The sequence below is a fragment of the Thermostichus sp. MS-CIW-34 genome (assembly GCF_054060435.1).
Genome location: NZ_JBSSDE010000010.1, coordinates 39983 through 62994 on the forward strand (window position 1 = coordinate 39983; position 23012 = coordinate 62994).

At 57.7% G+C, this 23012-nt stretch carries 23 protein-coding genes, 1 tRNA gene and 3 pseudogenes; 14 read left to right on the forward strand and 13 right to left on the reverse strand.

Annotated features, from left to right (window positions below):
• Window positions 1–80: 80 nt before the first annotated feature.
• Complete coding sequence (gene rpaB, locus ACVWYY_RS05190) at window positions 81–821, forward strand: response regulator transcription factor RpaB (RefSeq protein ID WP_414329445.1); 741 nt, start codon at window positions 81–83, stop codon at window positions 819–821.
• Here the strand turns inward: rpaB and ACVWYY_RS05195 are convergent.
• The 4 genes and pseudogenes from ACVWYY_RS05195 to ACVWYY_RS05210 form a co-directional block, all read right to left on the reverse strand.
• Window positions 794–2617: a tetratricopeptide repeat protein gene (locus ACVWYY_RS05195; protein ID WP_457439790.1), complete on the reverse strand. Its 1824-nt coding sequence runs from the start codon at window positions 2615–2617 to the stop codon at window positions 794–796. The two genes, rpaB and ACVWYY_RS05195, sit on opposite strands and share 28 nt — an antisense overlap.
• Before the next feature lie 50 nt (window positions 2618–2667).
• A pseudogene (locus ACVWYY_RS05200) lies at window positions 2668–2851 on the reverse strand (hypothetical protein); the annotation flags it as partial.
• A 194-nt stretch (window positions 2852–3045) separates the two neighbouring features.
• Window positions 3046–3246, reverse strand: coding sequence for a DUF2811 domain-containing protein (locus tag ACVWYY_RS05205; RefSeq protein WP_041436785.1), 201 nt, complete (start codon window positions 3244–3246; stop codon window positions 3046–3048).
• 619 nt (window positions 3247–3865) lie between these two features.
• On the reverse strand, window positions 3866–4540 hold the full coding sequence (locus ACVWYY_RS05210; protein WP_457439792.1) for a RibD family protein: 675 nt from the start codon (window positions 4538–4540) through the stop codon (window positions 3866–3868).
• A 126-nt stretch (window positions 4541–4666) separates the two neighbouring features.
• On the opposite strand from ACVWYY_RS05210, the gene ACVWYY_RS05215 reads away from it, so the two are divergent.
• From ACVWYY_RS05215 to clpS, 4 genes are all read left to right on the forward strand, one after another.
• Window positions 4667–5860: an RNA-guided endonuclease InsQ/TnpB family protein gene (locus ACVWYY_RS05215; protein WP_457403776.1), complete on the forward strand. Its 1194-nt coding sequence runs from the start codon at window positions 4667–4669 to the stop codon at window positions 5858–5860.
• Between the two features lie 59 nt (window positions 5861–5919).
• On the forward strand, window positions 5920–6315 hold the full coding sequence (locus tag ACVWYY_RS05220) for a hypothetical protein (protein WP_457403774.1): 396 nt from the start codon (window positions 5920–5922) through the stop codon (window positions 6313–6315).
• A 140-nt stretch (window positions 6316–6455) separates the two neighbouring features.
• On the forward strand, window positions 6456–8297 hold the full coding sequence (locus ACVWYY_RS05225; RefSeq protein WP_457403773.1) for a hypothetical protein: 1842 nt from the start codon (window positions 6456–6458) through the stop codon (window positions 8295–8297).
• 177 nt (window positions 8298–8474) lie between these two features.
• On the forward strand, window positions 8475–8780 hold the full coding sequence (gene clpS, locus ACVWYY_RS05230; protein ID WP_011434126.1) for an ATP-dependent Clp protease adapter ClpS: 306 nt from the start codon (window positions 8475–8477) through the stop codon (window positions 8778–8780).
• On the opposite strand, the gene cobT is transcribed toward clpS, so the two are convergent.
• Entirely contained in the window at window positions 8729–9856 is a 1128-nt protein-coding gene (gene cobT, locus ACVWYY_RS05235) for a nicotinate mononucleotide-dependent phosphoribosyltransferase CobT (protein WP_041436788.1), read from the reverse strand. The genes clpS and cobT overlap by 52 nt on opposite strands.
• 150 nt (window positions 9857–10006) lie before the next feature.
• Here cobT and ACVWYY_RS05240 point away from each other — a divergent pair, with 150 nt between their 5' ends.
• The 4 genes from ACVWYY_RS05240 (at window position 10007) to ACVWYY_RS05255 (ending at window position 12137) form a co-directional block, all read left to right on the forward strand.
• Window positions 10007–10330 carry a DUF1825 family protein gene (locus tag ACVWYY_RS05240; protein WP_011434128.1) on the forward strand — a complete coding sequence of 108 codons (324 nt, stop codon included), beginning with the start codon at window positions 10007–10009 and terminating at the stop codon, window positions 10328–10330.
• Window positions 10331–10359: 29 nt separating this feature from the next.
• The gene (locus tag ACVWYY_RS05245; RefSeq protein ID WP_414357549.1) at window positions 10360–10809 is read left to right on the forward strand and encodes a Fur family transcriptional regulator; all 450 of its coding nucleotides are present in this window, start codon (window positions 10360–10362) and stop codon (window positions 10807–10809) included.
• Window positions 10806–11309 carry an AbrB family transcriptional regulator gene (locus ACVWYY_RS05250; protein ID WP_414330730.1) on the forward strand — a complete coding sequence of 168 codons (504 nt, stop codon included), beginning with the start codon at window positions 10806–10808 and terminating at the stop codon, window positions 11307–11309. Before ACVWYY_RS05245 ends, ACVWYY_RS05250 begins: the two co-directional genes overlap by 4 nt.
• A gap of 132 nt (window positions 11310–11441) precedes the next feature.
• On the forward strand, window positions 11442–12137 hold the full coding sequence (locus ACVWYY_RS05255) for a chorismate pyruvate-lyase family protein (protein ID WP_457403769.1): 696 nt from the start codon (window positions 11442–11444) through the stop codon (window positions 12135–12137).
• Here ACVWYY_RS05255 and ACVWYY_RS05260 read toward each other — a convergent pair.
• On the reverse strand, window positions 12134–12961 hold the full coding sequence (locus ACVWYY_RS05260; protein WP_414422383.1) for a DnaJ domain-containing protein: 828 nt from the start codon (window positions 12959–12961) through the stop codon (window positions 12134–12136). The genes ACVWYY_RS05255 and ACVWYY_RS05260 overlap by 4 nt on opposite strands.
• Before the next feature lie 129 nt (window positions 12962–13090).
• Window positions 13091–14662: pseudogene (locus tag ACVWYY_RS05265) on the reverse strand (photosystem II high light acclimation radical SAM protein).
• Window positions 14663–14796: 134 nt separating this feature from the next.
• Between ACVWYY_RS05265 and ACVWYY_RS05270 the strand changes: the two are divergent.
• The 4 genes and pseudogenes from ACVWYY_RS05270 (at window position 14797) to ACVWYY_RS05285 (ending at window position 17945) form a co-directional block, all read left to right on the forward strand.
• Window positions 14797–15381 (forward strand): serine/threonine protein kinase, encoded by a 585-nt coding sequence (locus tag ACVWYY_RS05270; RefSeq protein ID WP_457439796.1) that lies wholly within the window; start codon window positions 14797–14799, stop codon window positions 15379–15381.
• A gap of 198 nt (window positions 15382–15579) precedes the next feature.
• Entirely contained in the window at window positions 15580–16440 is an 861-nt protein-coding gene (locus tag ACVWYY_RS05275) for a hypothetical protein (RefSeq protein WP_457439799.1), read from the forward strand.
• 98 nt (window positions 16441–16538) lie between these two features.
• A pseudogene (locus ACVWYY_RS05280) lies at window positions 16539–17092 on the forward strand (IS5 family transposase); the annotation flags it as partial.
• Between the two features lie 94 nt (window positions 17093–17186).
• On the forward strand, window positions 17187–17945 hold the full coding sequence (locus ACVWYY_RS05285; RefSeq protein ID WP_457439801.1) for a TIGR00297 family protein: 759 nt from the start codon (window positions 17187–17189) through the stop codon (window positions 17943–17945).
• A 321-nt stretch (window positions 17946–18266) separates the two neighbouring features.
• Here the strand turns inward: ACVWYY_RS05285 and ACVWYY_RS05290 are convergent, their stop codons facing one another.
• The 4 genes from ACVWYY_RS05290 to clpP all read right to left on the reverse strand — a co-directional run bounded on the left by ACVWYY_RS05290 (window position 18267) and on the right by clpP (window position 21617).
• Window positions 18267–18599, reverse strand: a complete 333-nt coding sequence (locus tag ACVWYY_RS05290; protein WP_011434136.1) for a ribulose bisphosphate carboxylase small subunit — start codon at window positions 18597–18599, stop codon at window positions 18267–18269.
• An 8-nt stretch (window positions 18600–18607) separates the two neighbouring features.
• On the reverse strand, window positions 18608–19015 hold the full coding sequence (rcbX, locus tag ACVWYY_RS05295) for a RuBisCO chaperone RbcX (RefSeq protein WP_011434137.1): 408 nt from the start codon (window positions 19013–19015) through the stop codon (window positions 18608–18610).
• A 66-nt stretch (window positions 19016–19081) separates the two neighbouring features.
• Complete coding sequence (locus tag ACVWYY_RS05300) at window positions 19082–20506, reverse strand: form I ribulose bisphosphate carboxylase large subunit (RefSeq protein ID WP_011434138.1); 1425 nt, start codon at window positions 20504–20506, stop codon at window positions 19082–19084.
• A 508-nt stretch (window positions 20507–21014) separates the two neighbouring features.
• Entirely contained in the window at window positions 21015–21617 is a 603-nt protein-coding gene (gene clpP / locus ACVWYY_RS05305) for an ATP-dependent Clp endopeptidase proteolytic subunit ClpP (protein WP_011434140.1), read from the reverse strand.
• 487 nt (window positions 21618–22104) lie between these two features.
• On the opposite strand from clpP, the gene ACVWYY_RS05310 reads away from it, so the two are divergent.
• A tRNA-Glu gene (locus tag ACVWYY_RS05310) sits at window positions 22105–22177 on the forward strand.
• A gap of 73 nt (window positions 22178–22250) precedes the next feature.
• Here ACVWYY_RS05310 and ACVWYY_RS05315 read toward each other — a convergent pair.
• Window positions 22251–22409: a hypothetical protein gene (locus tag ACVWYY_RS05315; protein ID WP_457439804.1), complete on the reverse strand. Its 159-nt coding sequence runs from the start codon at window positions 22407–22409 to the stop codon at window positions 22251–22253.
• 78 nt (window positions 22410–22487) lie between these two features.
• Window positions 22488–22835, reverse strand: a complete 348-nt coding sequence (locus ACVWYY_RS05320) for a DUF1815 family protein (protein WP_011434143.1) — start codon at window positions 22833–22835, stop codon at window positions 22488–22490.
• Window positions 22836–23012 lie beyond the last annotated feature (177 nt).

Consider the following 23012-nt stretch of genomic DNA (forward strand, 5'->3'; position numbering starts at 1 on the left):
CTCAAGTTAGCGCCCACCTCAGTTCTTTTTCAGATTTCTCTTTTACCGAGTACCGTTAGAAGTTCAGGAGTTGCAGCACCGTGGAAGCACAGCGTAAGGAACGGATTCTGGTGGTCGATGATGAGGCCAGCATTCGACGCATCTTGGAAACCCGTCTGTCCATGATTGGATACGACGTGGTCACAGCTTCGGACGGCGAGGAGGCGCTGGAGGTTTTCCACAAGCAGGATCCCGACCTGGTGGTGCTGGATGTGATGATGCCGAAGCTGGATGGCTATGGGGTCTGCCAGGAGCTGCGCAAAGAATCGGACATCCCCATCATCATGCTGACGGCGCTGGGAGATGTAGCCGACCGTATCACAGGGCTGGAGCTGGGGGCAGACGACTATGTGGTCAAGCCCTTTTCGCCCAAGGAGCTGGAAGCTCGCATTCGGTCGGTGTTGCGCCGGGTGGCGCGGTCGGCCCACGATGGGATCCCCAGTTCCGGGGTGATTCAAGTGGGGGATATTCGCATCGATACCAACAAGCGGCAGGTCTACAAACGGGACGAACGCATTCGCCTGACGGGGATGGAGTTTAGTCTGCTGGAGCTGCTGGTCAGTCGGTCGGGGGAGCCTTTTTCCCGCTCCGAGATTTTGCAAGAGGTGTGGGGCTATACCCCGGAGCGACATGTGGATACGCGGGTGGTGGATGTCCACATCTCGCGGCTGCGGGCCAAGCTGGAGGATGACCCCAGCAACCCAGAGCTGATCCTGACGGCCCGAGGCACCGGCTATCTATTTCAGCGCATCATTCAGGGGGAGGAACAGGCACGGTCTTGAGAGGGGATCCCTCGCAACTTCTCTTCGAGGGCAACCTGGACTCGCCTCAGCACGCCAACCCAGTCTCCCGGTGTGTTTTGTCGAAACAGTCGCATTACCCCGGGGTACCAGGGGCTATCTTCTCGATGGAGCAGCCAGCGCCAATCGGCGGCAAAGGGCAGCAGCACCCATACCGGCTTGCCCATCGCCCCGGCCAAATGAGCAACGGCTGTATCAACGCTGATCACCAGATCCAACTGGGCAACGGCTGCGGCTGTATCGACAAAACTGCGGAAACGGGATCCCAGCTCCACCACCTGGTACTGCTCCAATAGGGATCCCAGCGGCCTTAGATCTTCCCCCACCTGCAGGCTAACCCACTGGATGGAAGGCACATGCAAGTGCTGGAGCAGCAGATCCAGAGGGCAACTTTTCAGCCTTTGTACGCGGTTGAGCTCAGGATGGGCACGCCGGCCGCTGGCCCACACCAGCCCCACCTTCATCCGCTCCTGGGAAAGCTCTGGCCAGTCTTCCCGCCAGGAGAGGCTCAAAGGGATCTGCGGCCCGCCGGCATGAACGGGATAGACAAGATAGGGGATGCGGGCCGGGATCGTCTCCAGAGTGGTGCCCAACCGCTGCGGCAAGCTGAGCAAGGGCAGATGGCAATCGAAAGAGGGCAAGGGATCCGTTTCCGAGATCACCTGCACCTGGGGAAGGGGGAAGCACCCTCTGAACAGCTCGACAAGGGATCCCTGACAGCGGAGGCAGATTTGCGCTTGGGGATGGGCCTCGGCCAGCAGCGGCAAGTAGCGCACAAACTGAATCGTGTCCCCCAACCCTTGTTCGGCGCAGATCAGCAGGGTCTGGCGGCCCAGAGGGGATCCCGTCCACAGAGGGGAAAGAAAGCGCGGGTAGGTCGCCCCTTGTCGCTGCAGCCGCCATTCGTATTCCCGCCACCCCTCCTCGTAGCGGCCCAGGGTCAGCAAAGCCGTGCCCAGGTTGTAGTGGATCTCCGGCCAGTGGGGGGCCAACTGCAAGCTGTGCCGATAGGCTTCAATGGCCGCTTCCAACCGGTTTTGTTCCTGCAAGATGGTGCCCAGGTTGTTGTGGGGCTGGGCGTCCCTCGGCAGCAGCAAGATGGCCCGTTGCAGACAATCGGCGGCCTCCTCCAAGCGATCTTGCAGGTGCAGGCAGTGGCCGAGGTTAACGAGAATTCGCCCCTCCTGGGGTGCGAGGGCGAGAGCTTGGCGAAACCAGCCTTCCGCTTCCTCAGCTTGGCCATCGAGCATCAGGGCATTCCCCAAAGCTGCCAGAGCATAAACCTGGGGAGGCTGGGCTGCTGCTGCCTGTTGCAACACCTCAACTGCCTGGGCCAATTTCCCCAGGGTGAGCCAACAACTGCCCAATCGGAAAAGCAATTGCCCATCACCGGGGGCAAAGGCCAGGCCCTGTTCGTAGGCTCGCGCCGCTTCCTCTGGGTTGCCAAGCTGCATCCAGGCATCGCCCAGATCCTGCCAGGCCGGCACCCAATCCCCCCGCAGGTGCAGAGCCAGTTGCAAGGGGGTCAAAGCTTGGCGGGGATCCCCCATCTGGAGATAAAGGGATCCCAGCAACGCCTGAGCGGCGAACAAACGCGGCTGGGTGCGGGTAAGCTGCCGGCAGAGGTGCAGAGCAGTCTTCAGATCCCCCGCCTGTCGGTAGCGTTGAACCAACGCCAGAGCCGCCTGCGAAGAGGATGGGATCTCGGATCCCCGCTCTGGATCCTGTGACTCAGCCGCTTGCCGGTTGTCTTTTCCTCGCCCAAAGCCCCGTGGCACGTCTTTGCCTGATACATTTACGCTGAACACTGCTGAACATCACTGTTCAACTATGCAGCGATGGCATTCTGTTTGTTTCCAACCAGAATGGCGGTATCCCGCAAAGCTTTGAGTAGAATACCCAAAGCGCAGTTTCCGTGTCGTCTTACTACCAATTTTCTGCTTTGCTTTGGCTACCATGTTGGCAGACTCGAAAGTAAACAGAAAGATCAACTGGTAGTAATCCGTACTGAACATATTATACATTATTTTCAGTATAGTTGAGCTTATTATTGACTAGAGTCATGCTCTTTTTTGCCTCTTTTGAGATCCTTTTCACTTCTTAGCGCCCTCCCCCCAGTGTCCAAATGACAGCGGTGGGACAGGATCCCTACTCAGGCTAACAAAAGGTTCCCACTGCCCCACTTTTCACAGGCCATCCCTGGGGCTCAGTTGCGGCGAAACAGGCTGTCCAAGTAGATGCGTGCCGCCCGCCGGTCGCTCTCCCCGCTTTGGAGCAGGAATAACGAGAGCGCTGCCGTCACCACCCGATCCTGATCCCAGTCGGGATGGCGGGAGAGGTAGTTTTGGAGGGTGTCATGCAGCTCCTCGGGAATTTCACTCAAAATGCTAACGCTGTGAGAACTCATAGTCCAACCACTCACTCGGGGTCAAGAGGGGAGAAAACGGCATCCCGCAAAACCTGCGGCCACAGCCAGAACTTGGGCAGCCCGAACAGAGCGAGCCCGCAACACCAAAACCCAACCTAGGTAGGCTAGGGGCCTCAGCAGGCCCGCAAGCAGAAAAGCAAGCGATATAGGTTCATAGCTTGCCCCTATCCCGGCGGATGGGAGGGAGGGCATGCACAACTGTTCCTAAGCCTGTCGTGGGCCGTAGAACAGATGAAGTCTTTTCTTTCTAAGGAGAGCGCTCGGGAAAATCTCCACACCACTCGCCCTCAGGTGGGGCTATTCTGCCCTCTGCCCTATGGGGGATGTCAATCCCAAGCCAGGGATCCAACAGGACAAAAGCTCTCCATTGGCCTTGATGGGATCGGAAAAAACGGCGCGATCCCGTTACGTTTCTCAGGGTGTAGTCGCCTGAACCTTACCGACCTCCACTTTTCCACAGAAACCCCCGATGCCGCCCCCCGAGGAAAAAGCCCTGTGGAAAACAGCCCACCCGCCTGTGGAAAGTCTGGGGAAAACCTGTGGATTTCCGGGAAATCTGAATTTGTCCAAAAATTTTTGTGTTTGTATAGAGCATTTCTCAGGGCCACTCAACTCCGTAGCGCAAAAACAGCTCCTTGGAGCCACGGCGGCATTCCAGCAGCTCCAACTGGGGCGGGGATCCCTGCACTTGCCAACCCTCAATGCTGGCAGGCGCATCGGCATATCCACTCAGCAGCACCGGAGCGAGGGTAACCCACAGCTCATCCAAGGCCCCTGCCTGGAGAAATGCCCCCAAAAGCCGCCCCCCGCCCAACAACCCCACCCGTTCAATGCCCAAGCTGCGCAGGCGGGCCAGCCGTGCCGGCAGATCCCAATCGGCAGCCACCCAGATGTCCTCAAAGCCGGTTCGGTTCCGCCAAATCCGGGATCCCTTGGGAGTTGTCCACAGCCAACGGGTGAGGGGCTGGCGAAAAAACGGCAAATCCTCAGGAATATCTCCGCTGCCAGAGCAGATGATCGTCAGAGGCTGGGGGGATAGGCCCTGAGCAGTTCTGCGTTGGATCAACTCGGGATCCCGAATATGCAGACTGGTGCCGTAGGCCCGCAGAGTGGCTGCCCCCATGATCAAAGCCTGTTGCTGAGCAGCTTGGGTTTCCAAATGCCGATAGTCCTCAGGGCTGCTGAAGGAGGGCCTCTGCGCTCGGTGGGCTGCGATCTTTCCATCCAAGCTCTGGGCGAAGATGGCTACCAAATGGGGACGATTCAAAGACAAGATTGCTGAGAAAGGGTGGGCAAACCCTACAAATTGACCAGAATAGAGTCAGCTAGAAATCGCAGGAGCCCCGCACTGTACCCGTAGGGTCAGTGCCGGGAGGAATGCGGAAGTTACGATAGAATCATGACCCAAGTCCTGACCGTCTCCTGCAAGCTCAAGGTAGCCCAGTCGCAAGCCGCAAAGTTGGATGCGACAATCGATGCCTTTGTGCAGGCGTTGAACTGGGTCAACCAAAACACACCAGAAAAAGTAGTCAACGCAGTCAAACTCCAGTCCCTTTGCTATTACCAGATTCGCGCTCGGTTTGGCTTGTCCAGTAACTTGGCTCAGCAGGTCTGCAGACGGCTGGCCGGTGCCCGTAAAGTTGCCCAACAGAAAAACCGTCCGGTCAAAGCGTTCAAGAGAGGCTTTGCGACCTACGATGCCCGTATCTTTTCGTTCCGCGAGAAAGACTGGTCGGTGTCGCTGACCACGGTGGAGGGTCGGGAGCGCTTTGAGCTGGCGATTGGCCGTTACCAGAGAGAACGGCTGGCGGGCTCCAATCCCAAATCTGCCACTCTGGTCAAGCGTAAAGACGGTTCCTACTCCATTCAAATCTGTGTGGAAACGGAACCGTGCCCACCGCAACGCACGGATAGAGTGCTGGGCGTGGATTTGGGAAGGACGGATATTGCTCATACATCGGAAGGAGATAACTGGAATGGACAGCAGTTGAACCGAGTCCGAGACCACTACTCCAAGCTGAGGGCGGCACTCCAACGCAAAGCCAGTAAGGGCACCCGCAGTTCGCGGCGCAGATGCAGAGAACTGTTGCAACGGCTGTCTGGCAAGGAGAGGCGCTTTCAGGCGTGGGTCAATCATCGCATCTCCAAAGCTATTGTCTCTAGGGCAAAGGCGACAAACAGCGCTCTTGCTCTGGAAGACTTGACAGGGATCCGGGAGCGCATCAACCAACAACCCCGCAGTAAAACTGAACGGCGCAGGGCCAACAGTTGGGCGTTTTATCAACTCCGTCAATTTTTGGAGTACAAGGCTCTGCGTGCGGGGGTTGCTCTGATTCTTGTGCCGCCTGCCTACACGTCGCAGACCTGCCACCGGTGTTTGCACATTCATCCCGACCCTGCGCAATCCTACCGCAATGGGAAGCAGTTCAAGTGTGGGCACTGTGGATGGGAAGGGGATGCGGATTTGAATGGTGCGAATGTGATTGCGCTTTTGGGGGCTGCTGTAAACCAGCCTAGAGGTTCGTGGTTGGCTTGCCAACTGCAGGGCTACCGAAAGCCCGCCCTGTACTGCGAAGCAGTCAGGGTCGGGTAGTTTACGCATCGCCGGGGGAACCGTGGCACCGGTCACCAGAGCGCCCACGCGGAACGGATATGCTAGGGACATTTCAATCCTCCACCATCCGGGTTGAAGTCGAGGCCAGTGCATCGACCGTGCAGCGCTGTCTGACAGAGGTGGGATTGTTGCAGCAGTGGATCTGGCCCCAGCAACTGCAGGGATCCCTTCCCGAAAGGCTGGAGCCGGGCAGCACCTTTGCGGCCCAATGGGGCCCCCTCTCGATCATGCACCAGGTGGAAACCCTGCTGCCGGAACGGCTGCGCCTGCTGATGTGGGGAGGAGCCGATGGCTACTGTGACTGGCTGTGGGGGAACGGCTGGGTGCAGTTGCGGGTAGAGGCCGTCTCTCTCCTGCCCTTGGGCTTGGGACAATTGCTGATGCTGCGGCGGCTGCAACAGTTTGCCCAAAGCCAAGAACAGCGCCCCTCTTAGGACTTAAAAAGCGACCTTCCGGCAAAATCCGTGGATCCTCGGCTTGACAAAATGCGTTTCGGTTGCAGCATGCTACTTCTCTAAAGATTTTCCACTACGATAGTTGTAGCAGAGCTTACTCTTCCCGTCCGAGAGGCCCAATGAATCCGCCGACCAGCCCCACCCCAACCGCCATCGAGCAGGAAAAGTTTGAGATCCGCTTGGGAGAAGCCCTCAACCGAGCAGGACTGCTCACCCCCGCCCAACTGGCTCAGGCCATGTGGGAAAAGGCCGATACCCCCTTGATGTTGGGGGAGCTGTGTATGCAGCACGGCTGGATTGCCCCCCAAGATCTCTATCCGTTGATCCCGGTCGAACTGGTGCGTATCGGCGAGATCTTGATGCTGCATGGGTATCTGGAGCTGGAGCACATCCATCAGGCCCTGATTCAGCAGCGGCAGCACCCGGAGCGCAAGCTGGGGGAGATCTTGGTGCAGCAGGGCTGGGTACAACCCCACTGGTTGGAATGGGCCTTGGACAAGCAACAGCGGCTGCGGCGCCAGAAAGGAGCTGCCAACAGTTGGGAGGTGATGGTGGAGCAGTGGTCCACCATTCCCGATCAGCCCCCTCTTTATGTCTCCCCTCTACAGGTAGCCCAAGAGACCTACAGAGTTACCCAGCAATACAAAGCCCAGCTGGAGCGCTACCAAGAGCAAATTGCCATCTTAGAAGCGCAACTGGAGCAGCAGCGGCAGCAGCAACAGCTCCTGGTCGAACAATCGCTGCAGCAGGTTGCCGACCATCAAGCCCGCCAGCAGGAGCAGCAGCAGCGCATTGCCCAATTGGAAGCCCAAATTCAACAGGAGACAGAACAACAAAAGGCTGCCCAACAGCGCATTCGGGAACTGGAGGAGCAACTCCAAGCCCAGCAAACTCAGGGATCCGCGCAACTGCAAGCCGCCCAAGCAGAGCTGGAAATCCTACGTCGCCGCTGCCACGAGCTGACAGAATGGCAATCTCAAGCCAAACACAAGCTGCAAGAGCTGGGATCCCAACTGCAGGAGCAGCAGAAGATACAGCAGGATCAGGCACAGCAGCTCCAAGAGCAAACCCACCTGCGTCATACTCTGCAGCAAATGGAAGCCCAAGTGGCCGCCCTGAACCAATCGCTGCAGGAGCACCAACATCAACTCCAACTGGCCCAGTCCACGAAACAGCGCTTAACTGCCGACCTAGCCCACGTTCGCCAAGAAGCTGCCGAGGCCACCCACCGCCTGCAAGTGCAGCTCCAAGAAACCCAAGCCCAACTGCGAGAAACTCAAGATCGCTTGCAGGAAGCCCAAGCCCAAGTGAGCCAGCTCCAGGCCCAACTGCAGGCGGCCCAAGCGGAAAACCGTGCTCTAGCCGCAGCGGTAGCCGAAGCCCGGCGAACTTCCCCACCTGCAGCTGCACCGACCCCAGCTCCAGAGAAAGCCCGGCCAGAGGCAGAGGATCTCAAGGCCCTGACCATAGCCGACTGGGCAGCCGAGCTGAGTGCCCCAGAAAGCGAATTGCCCCCGCAGCAGTATTTGGGGGAAGAGGACTTGGAAGCTCTACAGCGGGCTACCCCCTGGGTACAGCGGGTATTGACCCAATTGCGGGCGGCTGGCCTGATCGACAATGCCGGCATCGAAACCGTCATTCACGCTTGGGAAAAGGCAGGGGGCACTTTCACAGATGTGCTGGCCCACCACAGCGGCCTCAAGCCGGAGACCGTCAAATTTTTCAGCGAAGGGGGCTACTCTGTTCAACTGGCAGGGGGACGCCACGTGGCCGACTACCTCAAGGCTTCTGGATTGGTCAGTGCCACCCAAATCGAACAGATCCAGAAGCACCTGCCGCCAGGGGGATCCCTGTGTCAGGCCCTTGCCCAAGCCGGGATTCTACGCCGGGCCACTGCCCTGTATTTCGAGCGCCACTTCGGCGGGCAAAAGCCCCGCCGCCCGCTGCGGGAAGAGCTTTAGAGGAACCATGCTCTATCGCTGACGCCAACGACCGACAAGGGATCCGAATACAGACACAAGCTGCCAACAAGATGCCAATTAGACTAGAAACTAGATAGAGATAGATCATCAGAAGCGACCGGTTTCTCACCCCTGAGAGACCCAAGTTACTCGGTAGTTGTGTCGATCTCTTCTGCTATGACTACGGAAGCTCCAACTCGACCTGCTCAGCAGTTCTCGCCCTCGAGAACCCAGGTTCGCCAGCCCTACCCCCACTTCAAGGTGATCGTCTTGGATGACGATTTCAATACCTTTCAGCACGTTACGGAATGTCTGCTGAAATACATCCCCGGCATGACTTTGCCCCTAGCGCGGCAACTGACCGTGCAGGTGGATGCCGAAGGGCAAGCAGTTGTTTGGGTCGGCCCTCAAGAACAGGCGGAGCTCTACCATCAGCAATTGCTGCGGGAGGGGTTGACCATGGCCCCCTTGGAGCCGGCCTGAAGCACCAGGCGTTCGTAGCTGCGCTCAACTGCTGCCAACAGCTCCGCTTGGCCCCAACCGGCGTAAAGGCTGCTGGCAATGGCCAGCCCACCCGCCCCCACCCCTTCCTTGACATAGCCCCGCTCGTAAGCCTGTAGAGGCAGATAGCGGCTATTGGCAAAGCTTAGTTGGGTGGCCAAAAGGGGAGCAACCCCCAACAACTCTGCCAAGGCCACCGTATTGCCCGAGGGATCCTCTGCCACCCAGCGGGTGGTTCCCACCACCACGTTCTCCGGGGGCCAAGGGATCCCCTGCTCTTCCCCCCAGCGCTGCATCAAGGCCAGCACCGCCAACATTTGGGTTCCCCCCGCCAGCAGCACCGCTCCCCGTTGCGCTGCGCCCATCGCCAACCCGGCCACAAAGGGCTGCATGGGATCCCCCACTGCCGCTACCACCTCAGCAGCAGAAGCTCCCCTTGGCAGACGGGCCAATCCCTGCCGGGCCAAGGCCAGCTTTTGGGCGTGGTTGCAGACCGGGTGGCTGCTGTTTACCATGCCCTCTGCTGCCCACCCCAGTCCCAACAACACCGCCAGCGCCGTGGTGGTGCCCCCTGCCACACACTCCCCAATCACACAGTAGCCTTGCTCCAGCCGGGATCCCCGGTCGTACCCTTCTTGCCACAGGGATCCCACCTGCTCCAAAGACAGAGCCTGTCCTGTGCTCAAGCAGCGGGCCACTCCCCCAGAGCTCACCATTTCTGCCCCCGGCAAAGGTTCCGGCAAGCCACAATCGAACACTCGGCACGGGATCCCCAACTCCCTCAGGATGGCGCAGCTGATCACCACTGGGGAAGGATAGCCATCCGGAGAGGTGGGCAAGCGGTGAGAATGGCCCGCCAGCAACACTTCCCCATCGGCAAGAGCTGTGTAGCGACGCAAGGAGGGGGTAGCGCCGGCAGCCGAAATGCCCGGAACAAGAGCCGTTTCGGTAAACCCCAAGCAGGCCAGAAACAGAGGTCGGGATCCCTGCACCCGTTCGCACCACCGCCGGGCCACAGCCGGCTGAGTGTAAGCCTTAACGCAAGGAAACGGAAGCATACCGGACACCGAGGCAAACAAGCCAGAGTCTATCCTGAGCCAGAAGGGCGGGATCCCGTACTCGCAGGAGGGGTTGCCTCCTGCTGAGGCAATCGGATTCGGATAGGATGGGTATACCCAATGCAGTTTATTCAGGGCAAACGGAAGGCCATGAGCTTCTTCGACTCTGAGATCGTCCAAGAGGAAGCCAAGCAACTGTTTCAGGATTTCCAAAACCTGATGCAGCTTGGTCAACGGTACGGCCAATTCGACCGGGAAGGCAAAAAAATCTTCATCGAACAGATGGAGGAGTTGCTGGAGCGCCAGCGCATTTTCATGAAGCGGCTGGAACTCTCCGACGACTTTATGGCTCAAATGACCATCAAACAACTGCAAACTCAGCTTGGGGGGTTTGGGCTCTCCCTGACCCAAATGTTTGACCAGATGCACCAGACCCTAGAGCGCATGAAAGCTGAGGCAGACGCTGAGCGTTGACCCCCAAGAACGACCTACACGAAGGGATCATGTCTTCTTCCCGCCAGACCCGCAACCAGAAATTGATTCTGGAGGTGCTAGAGCATCGTTCACAACCCCTTTCGGCGCAAGAGATCTTTCTGGAGTTGCGCAATGCCAACCACACCGTCGGTCTGGCCACGGTTTACCGAGTTTTGGATGCTCTGCGCAATGAGGGCAAGCTGCAGGCGGTCAACTTGGGAGACCAGCAGACCTACTACCAGGTTCTGCCCAGCAATGGCCACAACCGCCACCACCTGATCTGCACCGAATGTCGGCGGGTGGTGCCTTTGCCCGATTGTCCGGTGGAAGATTTGGAGGCACAGCTTTCCAGCCGATACCAATTTGCGATCGAGTACCATGTGCTTGACTTCTACGGCGTCTGTGCCCAGTGCCGTAGAGGGGTTGGGCCAAGCCCGGACTCACGGCGTTCCTCTTTTCTCAAAGCTAAGCCCAAATGATGAGCTATCTCTGGACGGTGTTGATCGGGCTGGCCGGCGCCCTGATCGGGGTCAAGCTGAGGCTTCCGGCGGGAGCACTGGTGGGCTCCATGGTGGCGGTGGGTTTGGTGAATGTCTGGGGAGCGATCCCAATTCCCGCTCCCCCAGCCGGGATCCGTTTTGCCATGCAGGTGGTGTTGGGCATTCTTTTGGGTACTAAGCTCACTGCCGATACGCTTCTGGCCCTGAAAGATCTGTGGCGACCGGCCCTGCTCTGTACAGTGATTGCGGTGGGCACGGGGGTCTTGTCGGGGTACCTGATCTCCCGTTGGCTGGGGATCGAGCGCTTGACTGCCATCTTGGGCACAGCTCCAGGAGGCATTTCCGACATGAGCCTGATAGCCCTGGACATGGGAGCCCAAACCAGCACAGTGGTGGTCATGCACTTGGCACGCCTGATCAGTGTCGTCGTGGTCGTCCCCTGGGTGGTGCGGCTGTTGGTTCAGCCGGGCACGAGTTAGCTAGACCGCCGGGAAGCCCCGCCCTCTGTGCATCAGCATGAGTGCCGGAGTATGTCACGAAAGTCCTCGGAGCAGAGACGGTGGGTGGGTTAGACTAGGGGCGATACAGAACTTAACAACTGAACCGCCGCCTTGGAACTTTCCCCTTCTCCCCTCACCTGCCATGCCGCCGCTGCCGGATCCCCTTGGAGCGCTGCTCTCCGTTCTGCAGATGGCTCTTTGGGCAATGTCTCCTCTGGCCAAGGCGATTGGTGGCCTCTACAGCTGCATTGGCAGGGGGAGCCAGACCCGGTACAGCCTGAGCTGGTGCAGGTGGATCCCCTGTTGCGCTTGCTGCTTTTGGGGGATGGCTTTACCACCCGTAATCTTGCTGCCTTGATCCAAGAGCCGATTCAGGCTCATCTGCTGGACACGGGCCGGGTTGATTTACAGGCAGAGCAGGGCACTGCCCCCAAGTCCATGCAACAGCTGGCCAGAGATTTGGGGCGGCTGGGATCCCCTTTGATGCGGCGGCGGGTTTGGCTGTGCGGAGTAACCTCTCAACAGCCCTTGCTCTATGCCACCTCTTGGTGGAACTCCGAACATCTGGTTCAATACTTGCCCCATCCCGATCGGCCCATCGGCCAAAATCTGATCCAAGAAAAACTGGAGACCTTTCGCGAGCTGCGCGGCCTTTACCACGGCGAGGCAGACCCGGTTGCCCGGCTGCTGCAGTGTCCCGGTCCCTTCTGGGCTAGGCATTATCTTTTGTTGCACAGGGGCCAGCCTTTGACCGTCATCTACGAGGTGTTTTCTCCACGGCTGGCCGCAAGGGCCCTGTCCCGCTAGCGCGACGGAGACCTCCAACGGCGCACGGCTGCGGTGATGGCGGCTGCCACCTGCGGATCTGATTGGGCACTGGCGGAGATGCGCTGATAGTCCTCTGGGGTCAGTTGATGGGCGACGATGATCTCGGCAGCAGCAGCCTCAAACTGTTGTTCGATTTGCCGACGTTCCTCGCTGCTGTTGGCCTGTTGGAGGCGATTTTGGGTGCTCTCCAGAAGAGGTTGCACCGCCAGGAGGGTGCGGGCAAAGCGGTCAATCTGCTCAGAAGAAGGTGGAGAGGTGGCTTCAGAAAGACTAGCCGGGGCCGAGGTCATCGTCTCTGAAGAGGTTGCGGGCAGATCCCCATCCCATCCGGAGTCTGGCCTGGGCGAGGGAGAGGGATCCGGGTTGGCAGGAGCCTGGAGGGCCACTCTGCCGGCTGCGTCCAAGTCTTGGGCCGGGTTGAGGGCATTCCAAAGGGCCAAGCCCGCCAAACACAGAGCAGCCCCTATCAGTCCAGCACTCAAGAGGGCGAGCCAACTGACAGAGGTCGCAGTCGGCTCAAGCACCACCTGCACCGGCGCATGAGGAGGCAAGGGTTTGGACATGAGGCTGAGATCGTAAGCCCGACGCTGCTGGCTATCGCTGAGAACTCGGTAGGCGTGTTGTAGCTGGAGGAACTCCCGCTGGGCCAACTGCCGCAACCCTGCGGGGATATCGGCAGGCAACCGATCCGGGTGCAGTTCGCGTGCCCGCTGGCGGTAGGCAGCTTTGATCTCCTCCAGGCTGGCTTGGGGAGAAAGCCCCAGCTGTTGGTAGTAGGTGGGGGAAGCAGGCAGAGTAGGCATGGGAGCAGTTGGTTGCAGAACAGAGGGAGAACCGGCTGCCTTCGAAGGCCAGCCACCTTACCCCAACAGGGATCCCTCCTTTCGGACCAGCATATCCTGCCCGGTTCAGCGAGGCTGCCTGGCCAAGATCTAAGACACGTAAACCCCTGTTAGAGGCGCGCTCAGGGCTTCTTCCAACTCTGCCAGGCCAAGACGACGCTCCAGGATATCCATCACCTCGCGGCCAAAATCATGGGGGTTGCGATCCCAGGCTTCCAGACACACTTCCCCAAAAAAGGATCCCAGGGGTTCTGGGTTCCAGAGCAGTTTGCGCGCCGTCCAAGGAGTCATGTGCATGGGGTTAAAGCGGTCGTTGATAACACCGATTTTGCGAGCAAAATCTTCTAGATGAGTGTGGGGTTGCAGGCCGATGAAGAAGATGGCCGGCTCAACTTTGTCGCGGCCAAAGATGGCTTCCAGCTCGCGATGGTACCGTACTGTTTGCCGAATGGTTTCCGGTCGCTCGTCGATAACATTAAAGGAGTAATTGACCGAAACCAGGTCGTTAAATCCTGCCTGTTTGAGGTAGCGGCAACTCTCCAGTACCGTGCGCAGGTTATAGCCCATGCGCATTTTGCGCACCAGTTCCTGGGATCCGCTGGTGATGCCGATCTCGAAGTAGCTCATGCCAGTTTTCACCATGAGCTCGGCCAGCTTTGGGGTGAGGTTGTCGGCCCGAATATAGGCAGCCCAACGAATATCGGTCATGCCGGCATCAAGGATTTTCTGCAGCAATTCCACCGCATCCTCAATGTAGCGGCGGGCAGGGATAAACTGGGCGTCAGTAAACTAAAAGTTTCGCACTCCTCGCTCGTACAACTGCATCATTTCTCGGATCACCTCATCCACAGGGTTGAGGCGCACCTGCTTGCCTTCGATGACGGTGTAGATGCAGTAGCAGCAGTTGTGGGGGCAGCCGCGCTTGGTTTGTACCCCAATGTAAAAGTCGCCCCCTTCTAAGTAGTAGTCAATTTCTGGCTAAATGGCGGTGATGTAGGTGTAATCACAGGCGGTTTTTTGCAGAGGTTGGGGCGGCTCGTGGATCAAACCTGGGCGAGGTTGCTCCAGCTTGGCCCGATAGCAACGCTCTGCAGCAAGGCTTTGTCCTTGGATGACTTTTTCCAGCAGCGTTTCTCCTTCCCCCACCGAGATGATGGTGCCTTGGGGCAGATAGCGGCCCAATTGTTCGTAGAAGACGCTGACTGCCCCACCTCCCAGCACCGCTTCAGCGTGAGGTTTGTAGCGCCTGGCTCTGCGGATCCCCTGCCAGACCAGCCGGGTGTTGCGCCAAATCTCGCCATAGTAGGCCAGCACCAGCCTGAGGCTATTCAGGGATCCCCGCAATTTTTTCAGGGGGTTGCGGGCGTAGAAAAACTCAAAAGAGTGTTGCAGTAGATTGCCGGCCCGCCCGTTCACCGGCGCATAGACTTGAATATCCCGCCAAGAGAAAACCAGCAAATCCGGCTGAAACTGATCGATTTGCTCCAGCATGCGGCGGCGAAAATCCAAGGGCGGGAAGGTGCCCATATCGAAGATGCGCTGCTCAACTTGGGGGAACAGCTTGTGGACATGATCGGCCAAATAAACCACCCCAATGGGAAAAATGGGGTTGCAGGGCAGCCGCACATAGAGGATTTTTTGAATCTTCAGGTTCGAGGCCATATAACCTGAGAGCTTACTTTACATCTCTTCACTCACTCTAATCGCTTTTTGAGAGGCGCGGCGGCAGGGATCCAAAAGGGACAAGGATAAGCTAAAGCTGAAGCAACCAGCAGGGTCGGACCTGAGGAGGGGGTATGACTCCAGAGCGTCCAATTTGGCACCAGCGCTATCGACCAGAGCGGCGATTGAGCAAGCGCAGCGGCAGACACACCTATCTGGCCCAGGATTTGCTCACCTCGGAGCAGGTGGTGATCAAGCTGCTGCTCTTCGGGCCAGACTTCGATTGGGCCGACCTGAAGCTGTTCGAGCGGGAAGCCCAGATCCTGCAGACCCTCTCCCATCCAGCCATTCCTGAATACCGCGACCACTTCGAGATCAGCCTAGAGGGAGGACGGGGCCTGGCCCTGGTGCAAACCTACATCGACGCCCCCTCTTTGCAAGAGTGGATGGAGCAAGGGCGGCGCTTTGCCGAGCCGGAGGTGCGGGATCTGGCGCAAAAGTTGCTGCGCATTCTCGTCTACCTGCACGAACTCCATCCCCCCGTCATTCACCGGGATCTCAAGCCCAGCAACATTCTCTTGGGATCCGACCAGCAGGTGTACCTAGTGGATTTTGGCTCGGTTCAGGCGGCTGCTCCACGGGAGCAGGGATCCTACACCGTGGTGGGGAGCATGACTCTAGTCAATAATAAGCTCAACTATACTGAAAATAATGTATAATATGTTCAGTACGGATTACTACCAGTTGATCTTTCTGTTTACTTTCGAGTCTGCCAACATGGTAGCCAAAGCAAAGCAGAAAATTGGTAGTAAGACGACACGGAAACTGCGCTTTGGGTATTCTACTCAAAGCTTTGCGGGATACCGCCATTCTGTTTGGAAACAAACAGAATGCTATCGCTGCATAGTTGAACAGTGATGTTCAGCAGTGTTCAGCGTAAATGTATCAGCTACGGCTACATGCCCCTAGAGCAATTTGGCGGCAGAACCGTGCCCGCTTCCGATCTCTACAGCTTAGGTGCCACCCTAATCCACCTGCTCACCGGCCAACACCCGGCGGATCTGCCCCAGGAGGGAGCCCGGATTGCGTTCGAGCAAGCGGTGCACCTGAGCCCGCCCTTTCGCGACTGGCTGCGGTGGATGACGGAACCTGTGGTGGCGGATCGCCCTGCTTCCGCCCGGCAGGCCCTGGAGGCGCTGGAGCATTTGGATCGTCGTCCCGCCTTGACTCCCTCAGACGCGGCAGCAGTCCCTACTCGACAGCCAGCAGGCAGCCGGATTCAACTGCACAAGTCCGAACAGACCTTTCAGGTGGTGATCCCGGCCCGGCAAATCGGTGTTTTGGTGTTGCTGCCTTTCGCCATCGCTTGGAACTCCTTCATCACCTTTTTCACGATCATATCGGTTGGGCATGCGCCTTTTCCGGCCAATCTGGTGTTTGGCCTATTCATGCTGCCCTTCTGGACGGTGGGGTTGGAGATGGTGGGCAGGATCCTCTACGGTCTATTCGGCAAAGTCCACCTACGGATCGACACAGAATACATTCGCCTGGCTCACGAGGTGTTTGGCCTGCGCTTTCGCAGAGTTCCCCCCAGTCGGCGATGGGATATTGGCCGGCTAGAGCTGATCCCACGCCAAAGCCCACAGTTGAACATCTGGGCGGGCAACCGCAAATACGAGTTGGGAGCGGGGATCCCTTTGCAGGAGCCAGAGCTGGAGTGGTTGGCCTCGGAACTAAGCCGTTGGCTGAAGATCCCAGTTGAACGGCAAAAGGTGTAGTCGTTAGGTTTTTTGCATTTAGTTATGATAGGGACAGTTTTTGGGTAAGGTCTGATGAGTTATCTTGCTGCAGATCACAGCAAATAAAATAGCAAAAAATTATAGCTTTCCTGAAAACAGAATCCAGATCCACATCGGCAAAGAGGCAGGATGCAAACAGTTTATCCAAGGCCTGCTGTAATAGCTCGCTCTGGATCCCCGTGGCGCTACCTCCCAAAAAGATATGGAAAATGATACACCAGAGATTCCATCGCTGGAGTTGCTTGGGAGTTTGGGAAAGACCCTGACTTAGAGCATCTTATCCTTGACTCAACTGTCGTTCGTGCTCACCCCTGGGCAGCCGCAAAAAAAGGGGAGCAAGCTTTGGGGAGGAGTCGAGGTGGATACAGCACTCAGATCCATGTGAGTGTGGATGGTTTGGGGAAGCCGTTAGTGTTTAGAATCACAGCAGGGCAAAGCAGGATATTACCCAAGCAGAGGCATTACCAGAGAGTTGGCAAGAAGAGCATACGAAGGTGATAGGGGATAAGATTCTCAGGAATTCAGGGAGAGGATAGACAAGGGAAGGCCGGGTGGTGATTCCTTCTAAGAGGAACAGGAGGGTGGTGGGAGATTTGACCGGCACGTTTACAGGGAGAGGCATTTAGTCGATAAAAGATTTTTTTGCGATTTAACACGGATTGCTATATTGGTGCTTGTGCTGAGGATTATCTGGCCAAATTGCTGTGGCTAAAGTTTAAGGGTATATGTGGCAGGCGTGGCTTCTGAGTCAGTGGGGGGTGGCACTCTGGCTCAACCTGGCTCTGGTGGTGCTGGGTCTGCTGAGCCCTCAGAAGGCTTTGACGCGAGCAGGGGTCATCCACGCGGGCCTGCTGGGCCTGCTGGTGTGGGGGGGGCTGGGGGGGCGGGGCTACGCGGTGGTAGCTGCCTATTTTTTAGTGGGAACAGCCGTAACCAAACTGGGGATCCGGCGCAAGCAGGCGCAGGGGATCGCCGAAAAGCGAGAGGGGGCGCGAGGGCCGGAGAACGTCTGGGGATCCGCTTTAACCGGGGCAGGATGTGCGGTGGGATACGCTTTCTTCCCGCATCCCCTGTGGTGGTTGGGATACAGCGCCAGCTTTGCAGCGAAATTGGCCGATACCGTCAGCAGCGAGGTGGGGAAAGCCTATGGCCGTAAGACCTTCTTAATCACCACCTTCCAGTCCGTGCCGGCGGGCACAGAAGGAGCCGTGAGCCTAGAGGGATCCCTGGCGGGGGTGGCGGCAGCGGCAGGGATGGCCGGGTTGGCCTGGGGGATTGGCGGGGAGTGGGTGGGGGAAAGCCCATTTTGGTTGGGCATCTGCTGGCTGGCTGGGATCCTGGCCACCCTGGCGGAAAGCTGGATGGGAGTGGTGTTACAACCCCGTTTGGCCTGGATGACCAACGAAGTCGTGAACGGCATTCAAACAACTTTGGCCGCTCTTCTGGCGGTAGGGCTGGGATCCCTTATGGGCATCGGATCCTAGAAATAGGGTCACCATGAACTACCCCACCGTATAGGCAGATGGGGTTTCTAGTGCCCCATCCCCTTAACAGTGAGGTTTTTGTCCCTTCCTCTGTCCCAGTTGCTTCATAGACCCGCAGGTCTCTGAAGGAGTGCTGCAACATCCGAGACCAACGAGGCTGGTTCCCAACCCCGGTTGCCCGTTGACGGCAACGTTGTACATGACCATTACCGAACCACGGTCTCTATTGCCGTGCCACCGAGAACGGCCATACAAAGAAGTCAAGCCAGGAGGCTTGACCAAAAGGGGAGAAGCTCTCCCCTTTCGCTGACCAGAGCTCCCTTAGCGCAGGCCGCTGGGCTTGTAGACCAGGAAGCTGAGCACCTGGCACTGCTTGATGTTGTCGAACCCCACCACGCGAATAAAGCAGTTGGGGTAGGCGCTGCGGCAAGCCTGCACCTCACTGAGCACCTCCTGGGGAGAAGTGGCGCTGAACAGGGGCAGCTTCCACAGCGTCCAGTAGCGAACCGTCGGCTCAGACGATTCGTTGAACTCTATGGCCGGGATGTAGCCCTGATCCAAGATGTACTGCACCTGTTTGATGATCTGCAGATCCGTCAGCGGCGGCAGATAGGAGAGGGTTTCGTAGCGGCGCTCTTTCGGTAAGGTTTGCATGATCGGTGTCACTCCGTTTCGAGCCTAGGGTTTTGTGGGGGGGATCCCGCTTCCGGGTGGGTAACGGGTAGGGATCCTGTTGCTGAGGTGATCCGTTCTAGATGATTGCGGCGGTGCTCCATGTTGGCTTGCTGGATGCCGGCTTTGGCCATTTCCGGCAGGTAATCGACCACCTCCGCAGCAATGTGTTCACGAACGGTCATGATGCGATAGGCCAACTCAGGACGCTCAGCCAGCAAAGCCCGCAGGTAGGCTTCCCCATCCTGAAGGTTTTGCCGAGCGGAGAACTGCTGTAGCCAAAGAGCCCTGGGGGGATCTGTTTCGCTCAGTTGGGCCAGCACCGTGCGCATCGCCTGATAAGTCAGGTAGCTGATCAAGGTCTTGGCGGTGTCTTTGGCGATCTGTTTCAGATCCATTGCCGATCCAGGGAGGGAGCCAGTAGGGCAAGAGAGCCGTGGGGATCCCCTGCCCCCAGCAGATCTCTAGAGAGTGTCGACGGCCTTGAACTCGAACTTGATTTCCTTCCACAGCTCGCAGGCAGCCGCCAGCTCTGGCGACCACTTGGCTGCTTCCCGGATAATGTCGTTGCCTTCGCGGGCCAGATCTCGACCTTCGTTACGAGCTTGGATACACGCTTCCAAGGCCACCCGGTTGGCGGTTGCGCCCGGCGCGTTGCCCCAGGGGTGTCCCAAGGTTCCGCCGCCAAACTGCAGCACCGAGTCGTCGCCGAAGATTTCCACCAGCGCCGGCATGTGCCAAACGTGGATCCCACCGGAAGCCACCGGCATCACCCCTGGCATGGAAGCCCAATCTTGGGTGAAGAAAATGCCGCGGGAGCGATCGGCCTCTACGTAGTTTTCCCGCATGAGATCCACAAAGCCCATCGTAATGGCGCGGTCGCCTTCCAGCTTGCCCACCACCGTACCGGAGTGCAGGTGGTCGCCACCGGACATGCGCAAACACTTGGCCAACACCCGGAAGTGGATGCCATGGTTCTTCTGCCGGTCGATCACCGCGTGCATGGCCCGGTGAATGTGCAGCAGAATGCCGTTATCCCGGCACCACTTGGCCAAGCTGGTGTTGGCAGTGAAGCCAGCTGTCAAGTAGTCGTGCATGATGATAGGGGCGCCCAACTCCTTGGCAAACTCGGCCCGCTTGAACATCTCTTCGCAGGTGGGCGCCGTCACGTTCAAATAGTGGCCCTTGATCTCGCCGGTTTCCGCTTGGGCCTTGTGGACAGCCTCCATCACGAACAAGTAGCGATCCCGCCAGCGCTGGAAGGGCTGGGAGTTAATGTTTTCGTCATCTTTGGTGAAGTCCAGGCCGCCCCGCAGAGCTTCATACACGGCCCGCCCGTAATTTTTGGCAGAAAGGCCCAACTTGGGTTTGATGGTGCAGCCCAGCAGCGGACGGCCATACTTATTCAACTTATCCCGCTCCACCTGAATGCCGTGGGGAGGGCCTTGGAAGGTTTTCAGGTAGGCCACCGGGATCCGCACATCTTCCAGCCGCAGCGCCTTTAGGGCCTTAAAGCCAAAAACGTTGCCCACAATCGAGGTGAGCATGTTGGTCACCGAGCCTTCCTCGAACAGATCCAGCGGATAGGCGACGAAGCAGAAGTACTGGTTGTCTTCGCCGGGAACCGGCTCGATGTCATAGCAGCGGCCTTTGTACCGATCCAAGTCAGTAAGCAAATCGGTCCATACCGTTGTCCAGGTGCCCGTCGAAGACTCAGCCGCCACGGCTGCCCCCGCCTCTTCGGGAGGAACGCCCGGTTGAGGGGTAACTCGGAAACAGGCCAAGACGTCGGTATCCTTAGGTGTGTAGTCGGGAGTGTAATAGGTGAGTCGGTAATCCTTCACCCCGGCTTGATAGCCGCTTTTGGATTGGGTTGCTGAGTAGGCCACGTTGATCTCCCTCTGAACGAATTACAGAACCAGAAAATGCCCTTCACGGATGCAACCAAGAGGAAAAACTCAGGGCCAAAACTCGAGACCGCCGAGTTTCCGTGAATAAGACCGCCCCACAACCATGAGGCCAAAGTTGGGCTTTAAGACACTCTTCATCCCGGCGGATGGAAGCCCTAAACCCTTCTTTTCGAGCGCCTTCAATCACTAGCTTCGACTCCCTGGATTTGCAAACCCAGCGGAAAGGAATTTATACAGCGCCTAAGCTAGAATCTCGGCAAACACAACTCTATATAGGTTTAATCCTAAGCTACCATCCGCAATAATGGGCTGATCATTACTTTCTTTATGAGTTTGATTAGTTTAATTAAAGTAAGACCCCCTGCTTCCCGCTGAGAATACAGATTTCTTTGGCTTTCTTAATATCCTTCGGGTGGGATCCCCGGCCAAAACCAAAAGCTCCCTTCTTTGAGGGAGCAGAGCAAACCCACCCGCAGGGCCTGGACGGTCAAGAAACGGCTGCCAGGGTTGGCTGGGGTCTCTTGCTGATCACCTGGTCGATAAGGCCGTACTCTTTGGCTTGTTCTGGGGTCATGAAGTTGTCGCGGTCGGTATCTCGTTCGATGCGCTCTAGAGGTTGACCGGTGTGGTAGGCCAGCAAGCTATTGAGGCTGTTTTTGATGAAGAGGATCTCTTTGGCCTGAATTTCAATATCGGTAGCTGGCCCCTGAGCTCCACCAAGGGGTTGGTGGATCATGATGCGGGCGTGGGGAAGGGCAATGCGCTTGCCTTTGGTGCCCCCTGCCAGCAGAAAGGCTCCCATGCTGGCAGCCAAACCAATGCAGATGGTGGAGACATCCGGCTGAATGTGCTGCATGGTGTCGTAAATGGCCATGCCAGCATAGACAGAGCCACCGGGGGAGTTGATGTAGAGGTAGATGTCTTTTTCGGGGTCTTCGGACTCCAAGTAGAGCATCTGGGCCACAATCAGGTTAGCAATGTCGTCGTCCACCTGGGTGCCCAAGAAAATGATCCGATCCCGCAAAAGACGCGAGTAGATGTCAAAGGCGCGCTCGCCTCGCGCAGATTGCTCAATAACGGTGGGAATCATGCCAGTCCAAGCGATGGGTCAGTCCTTACTAGTGTAGTCTAAGCCACTGGACGGATGCTTTGCCCAGGACGGCTCACCGGCCCTGCTCGGTACTGGGCTCGACAGGGTATGGGTCTGCTAGAACAGCAAGGAGATGGGGTGGTCGTGGCGGGATCCCTCTTCTTGCCCGGTTACAGCTCCCGACTGGCCGTGCCAACAGCCAAGGGGTGCTCACCAACTCGAGGGCGATAACTTAGGCGGATCGAGCAAGGAGTGGCCGCCGGTTTGTGGGACGAGTCTGGGGTATGGCTCTGTGGTGAGGTGAAGCTAGGATGGATGTAATCCCCGATGAACCCATCGTCATTGCCGGCTTGCTGAGCCTGGCTTTGCTGGGGATCCTTATCCTGAACTGGGCAGGACGCGGTTCTGGCGATGCCGATTAAGACAGGAAAAAAGTTGACAAGCTCATATATCCTTCTTTACGATTAGGATCGCCTCGTTTTGGAGCGCCCCCATCGTCTAGAGGCCTAGGACACATCCCTTTCACGGATGCGACAGGGGTTCGAATCCCCTTGGGGGTATTGGGTCAGAGTTATAAGATGAAGCCGTCAACAGGGGATCCCTGGCAGCGGTGACACCTTACTCAGACTTTACTCAGAGAGGCTTTGCCGCCACAAACCACTCCAGATACAAGCTGGGAGAGCGGGTCATCTGGGATCCCCATACAAGCGGCATGGGCAGCCAGCCAACTGCCACTCCGTCGAGGGGGATCCCTATTCCACCCTTACTCCTCAACAGGGGAAAAATCTCCAAAGCAGCGGCCTAGAAGGTTAGGCTTAGTTGTCCAATCGGCTACGGCTTGGGTTTGAGCAGACCTAGGGCCTGCCAGGATCAGGTGCTGGCCACCAGAGCTTCAGCCGGCGTGGCGGCGACCAACAGCTCGTCTTTGATGAGCTCTGCCAGCTCTTGCAGTTGGCGAATTGCCTCTGCTCCTTCCAATTTCATGAGCTCTCGGTCATCCCGCATTTCTGTCCAGCTAATGGAGCATTCGGAAACCAAAAAGCGAATCAGGTGCCCCTCTCGTAAGCTGACCATAAACGAGGCACTCTCGAAAGACGTACCACAGGTGTAGCAAGAGGCTGGGTAGCCCCGCTTCTCCAAAACGATGGCCAGGGCCTGCAAACTCATCACCAGATCTTGAACATAGCTGCGGTATTGTTCCGCCAACCGTGTGAACATCACACTCCTCCCTAATGAATTGGCCTCTGTGGGGCTCAGCCTAGCTGCAAATGACCTAACTAGTAATTTATGCTTAGGACTAGGATTACATCTATCATAACAATCGACAACCCCTCAAGGAAGTGATTAAGGCCACAGAGTAGGCAAGGTCTACCTCAGTGAAATGTAGTATTCAAC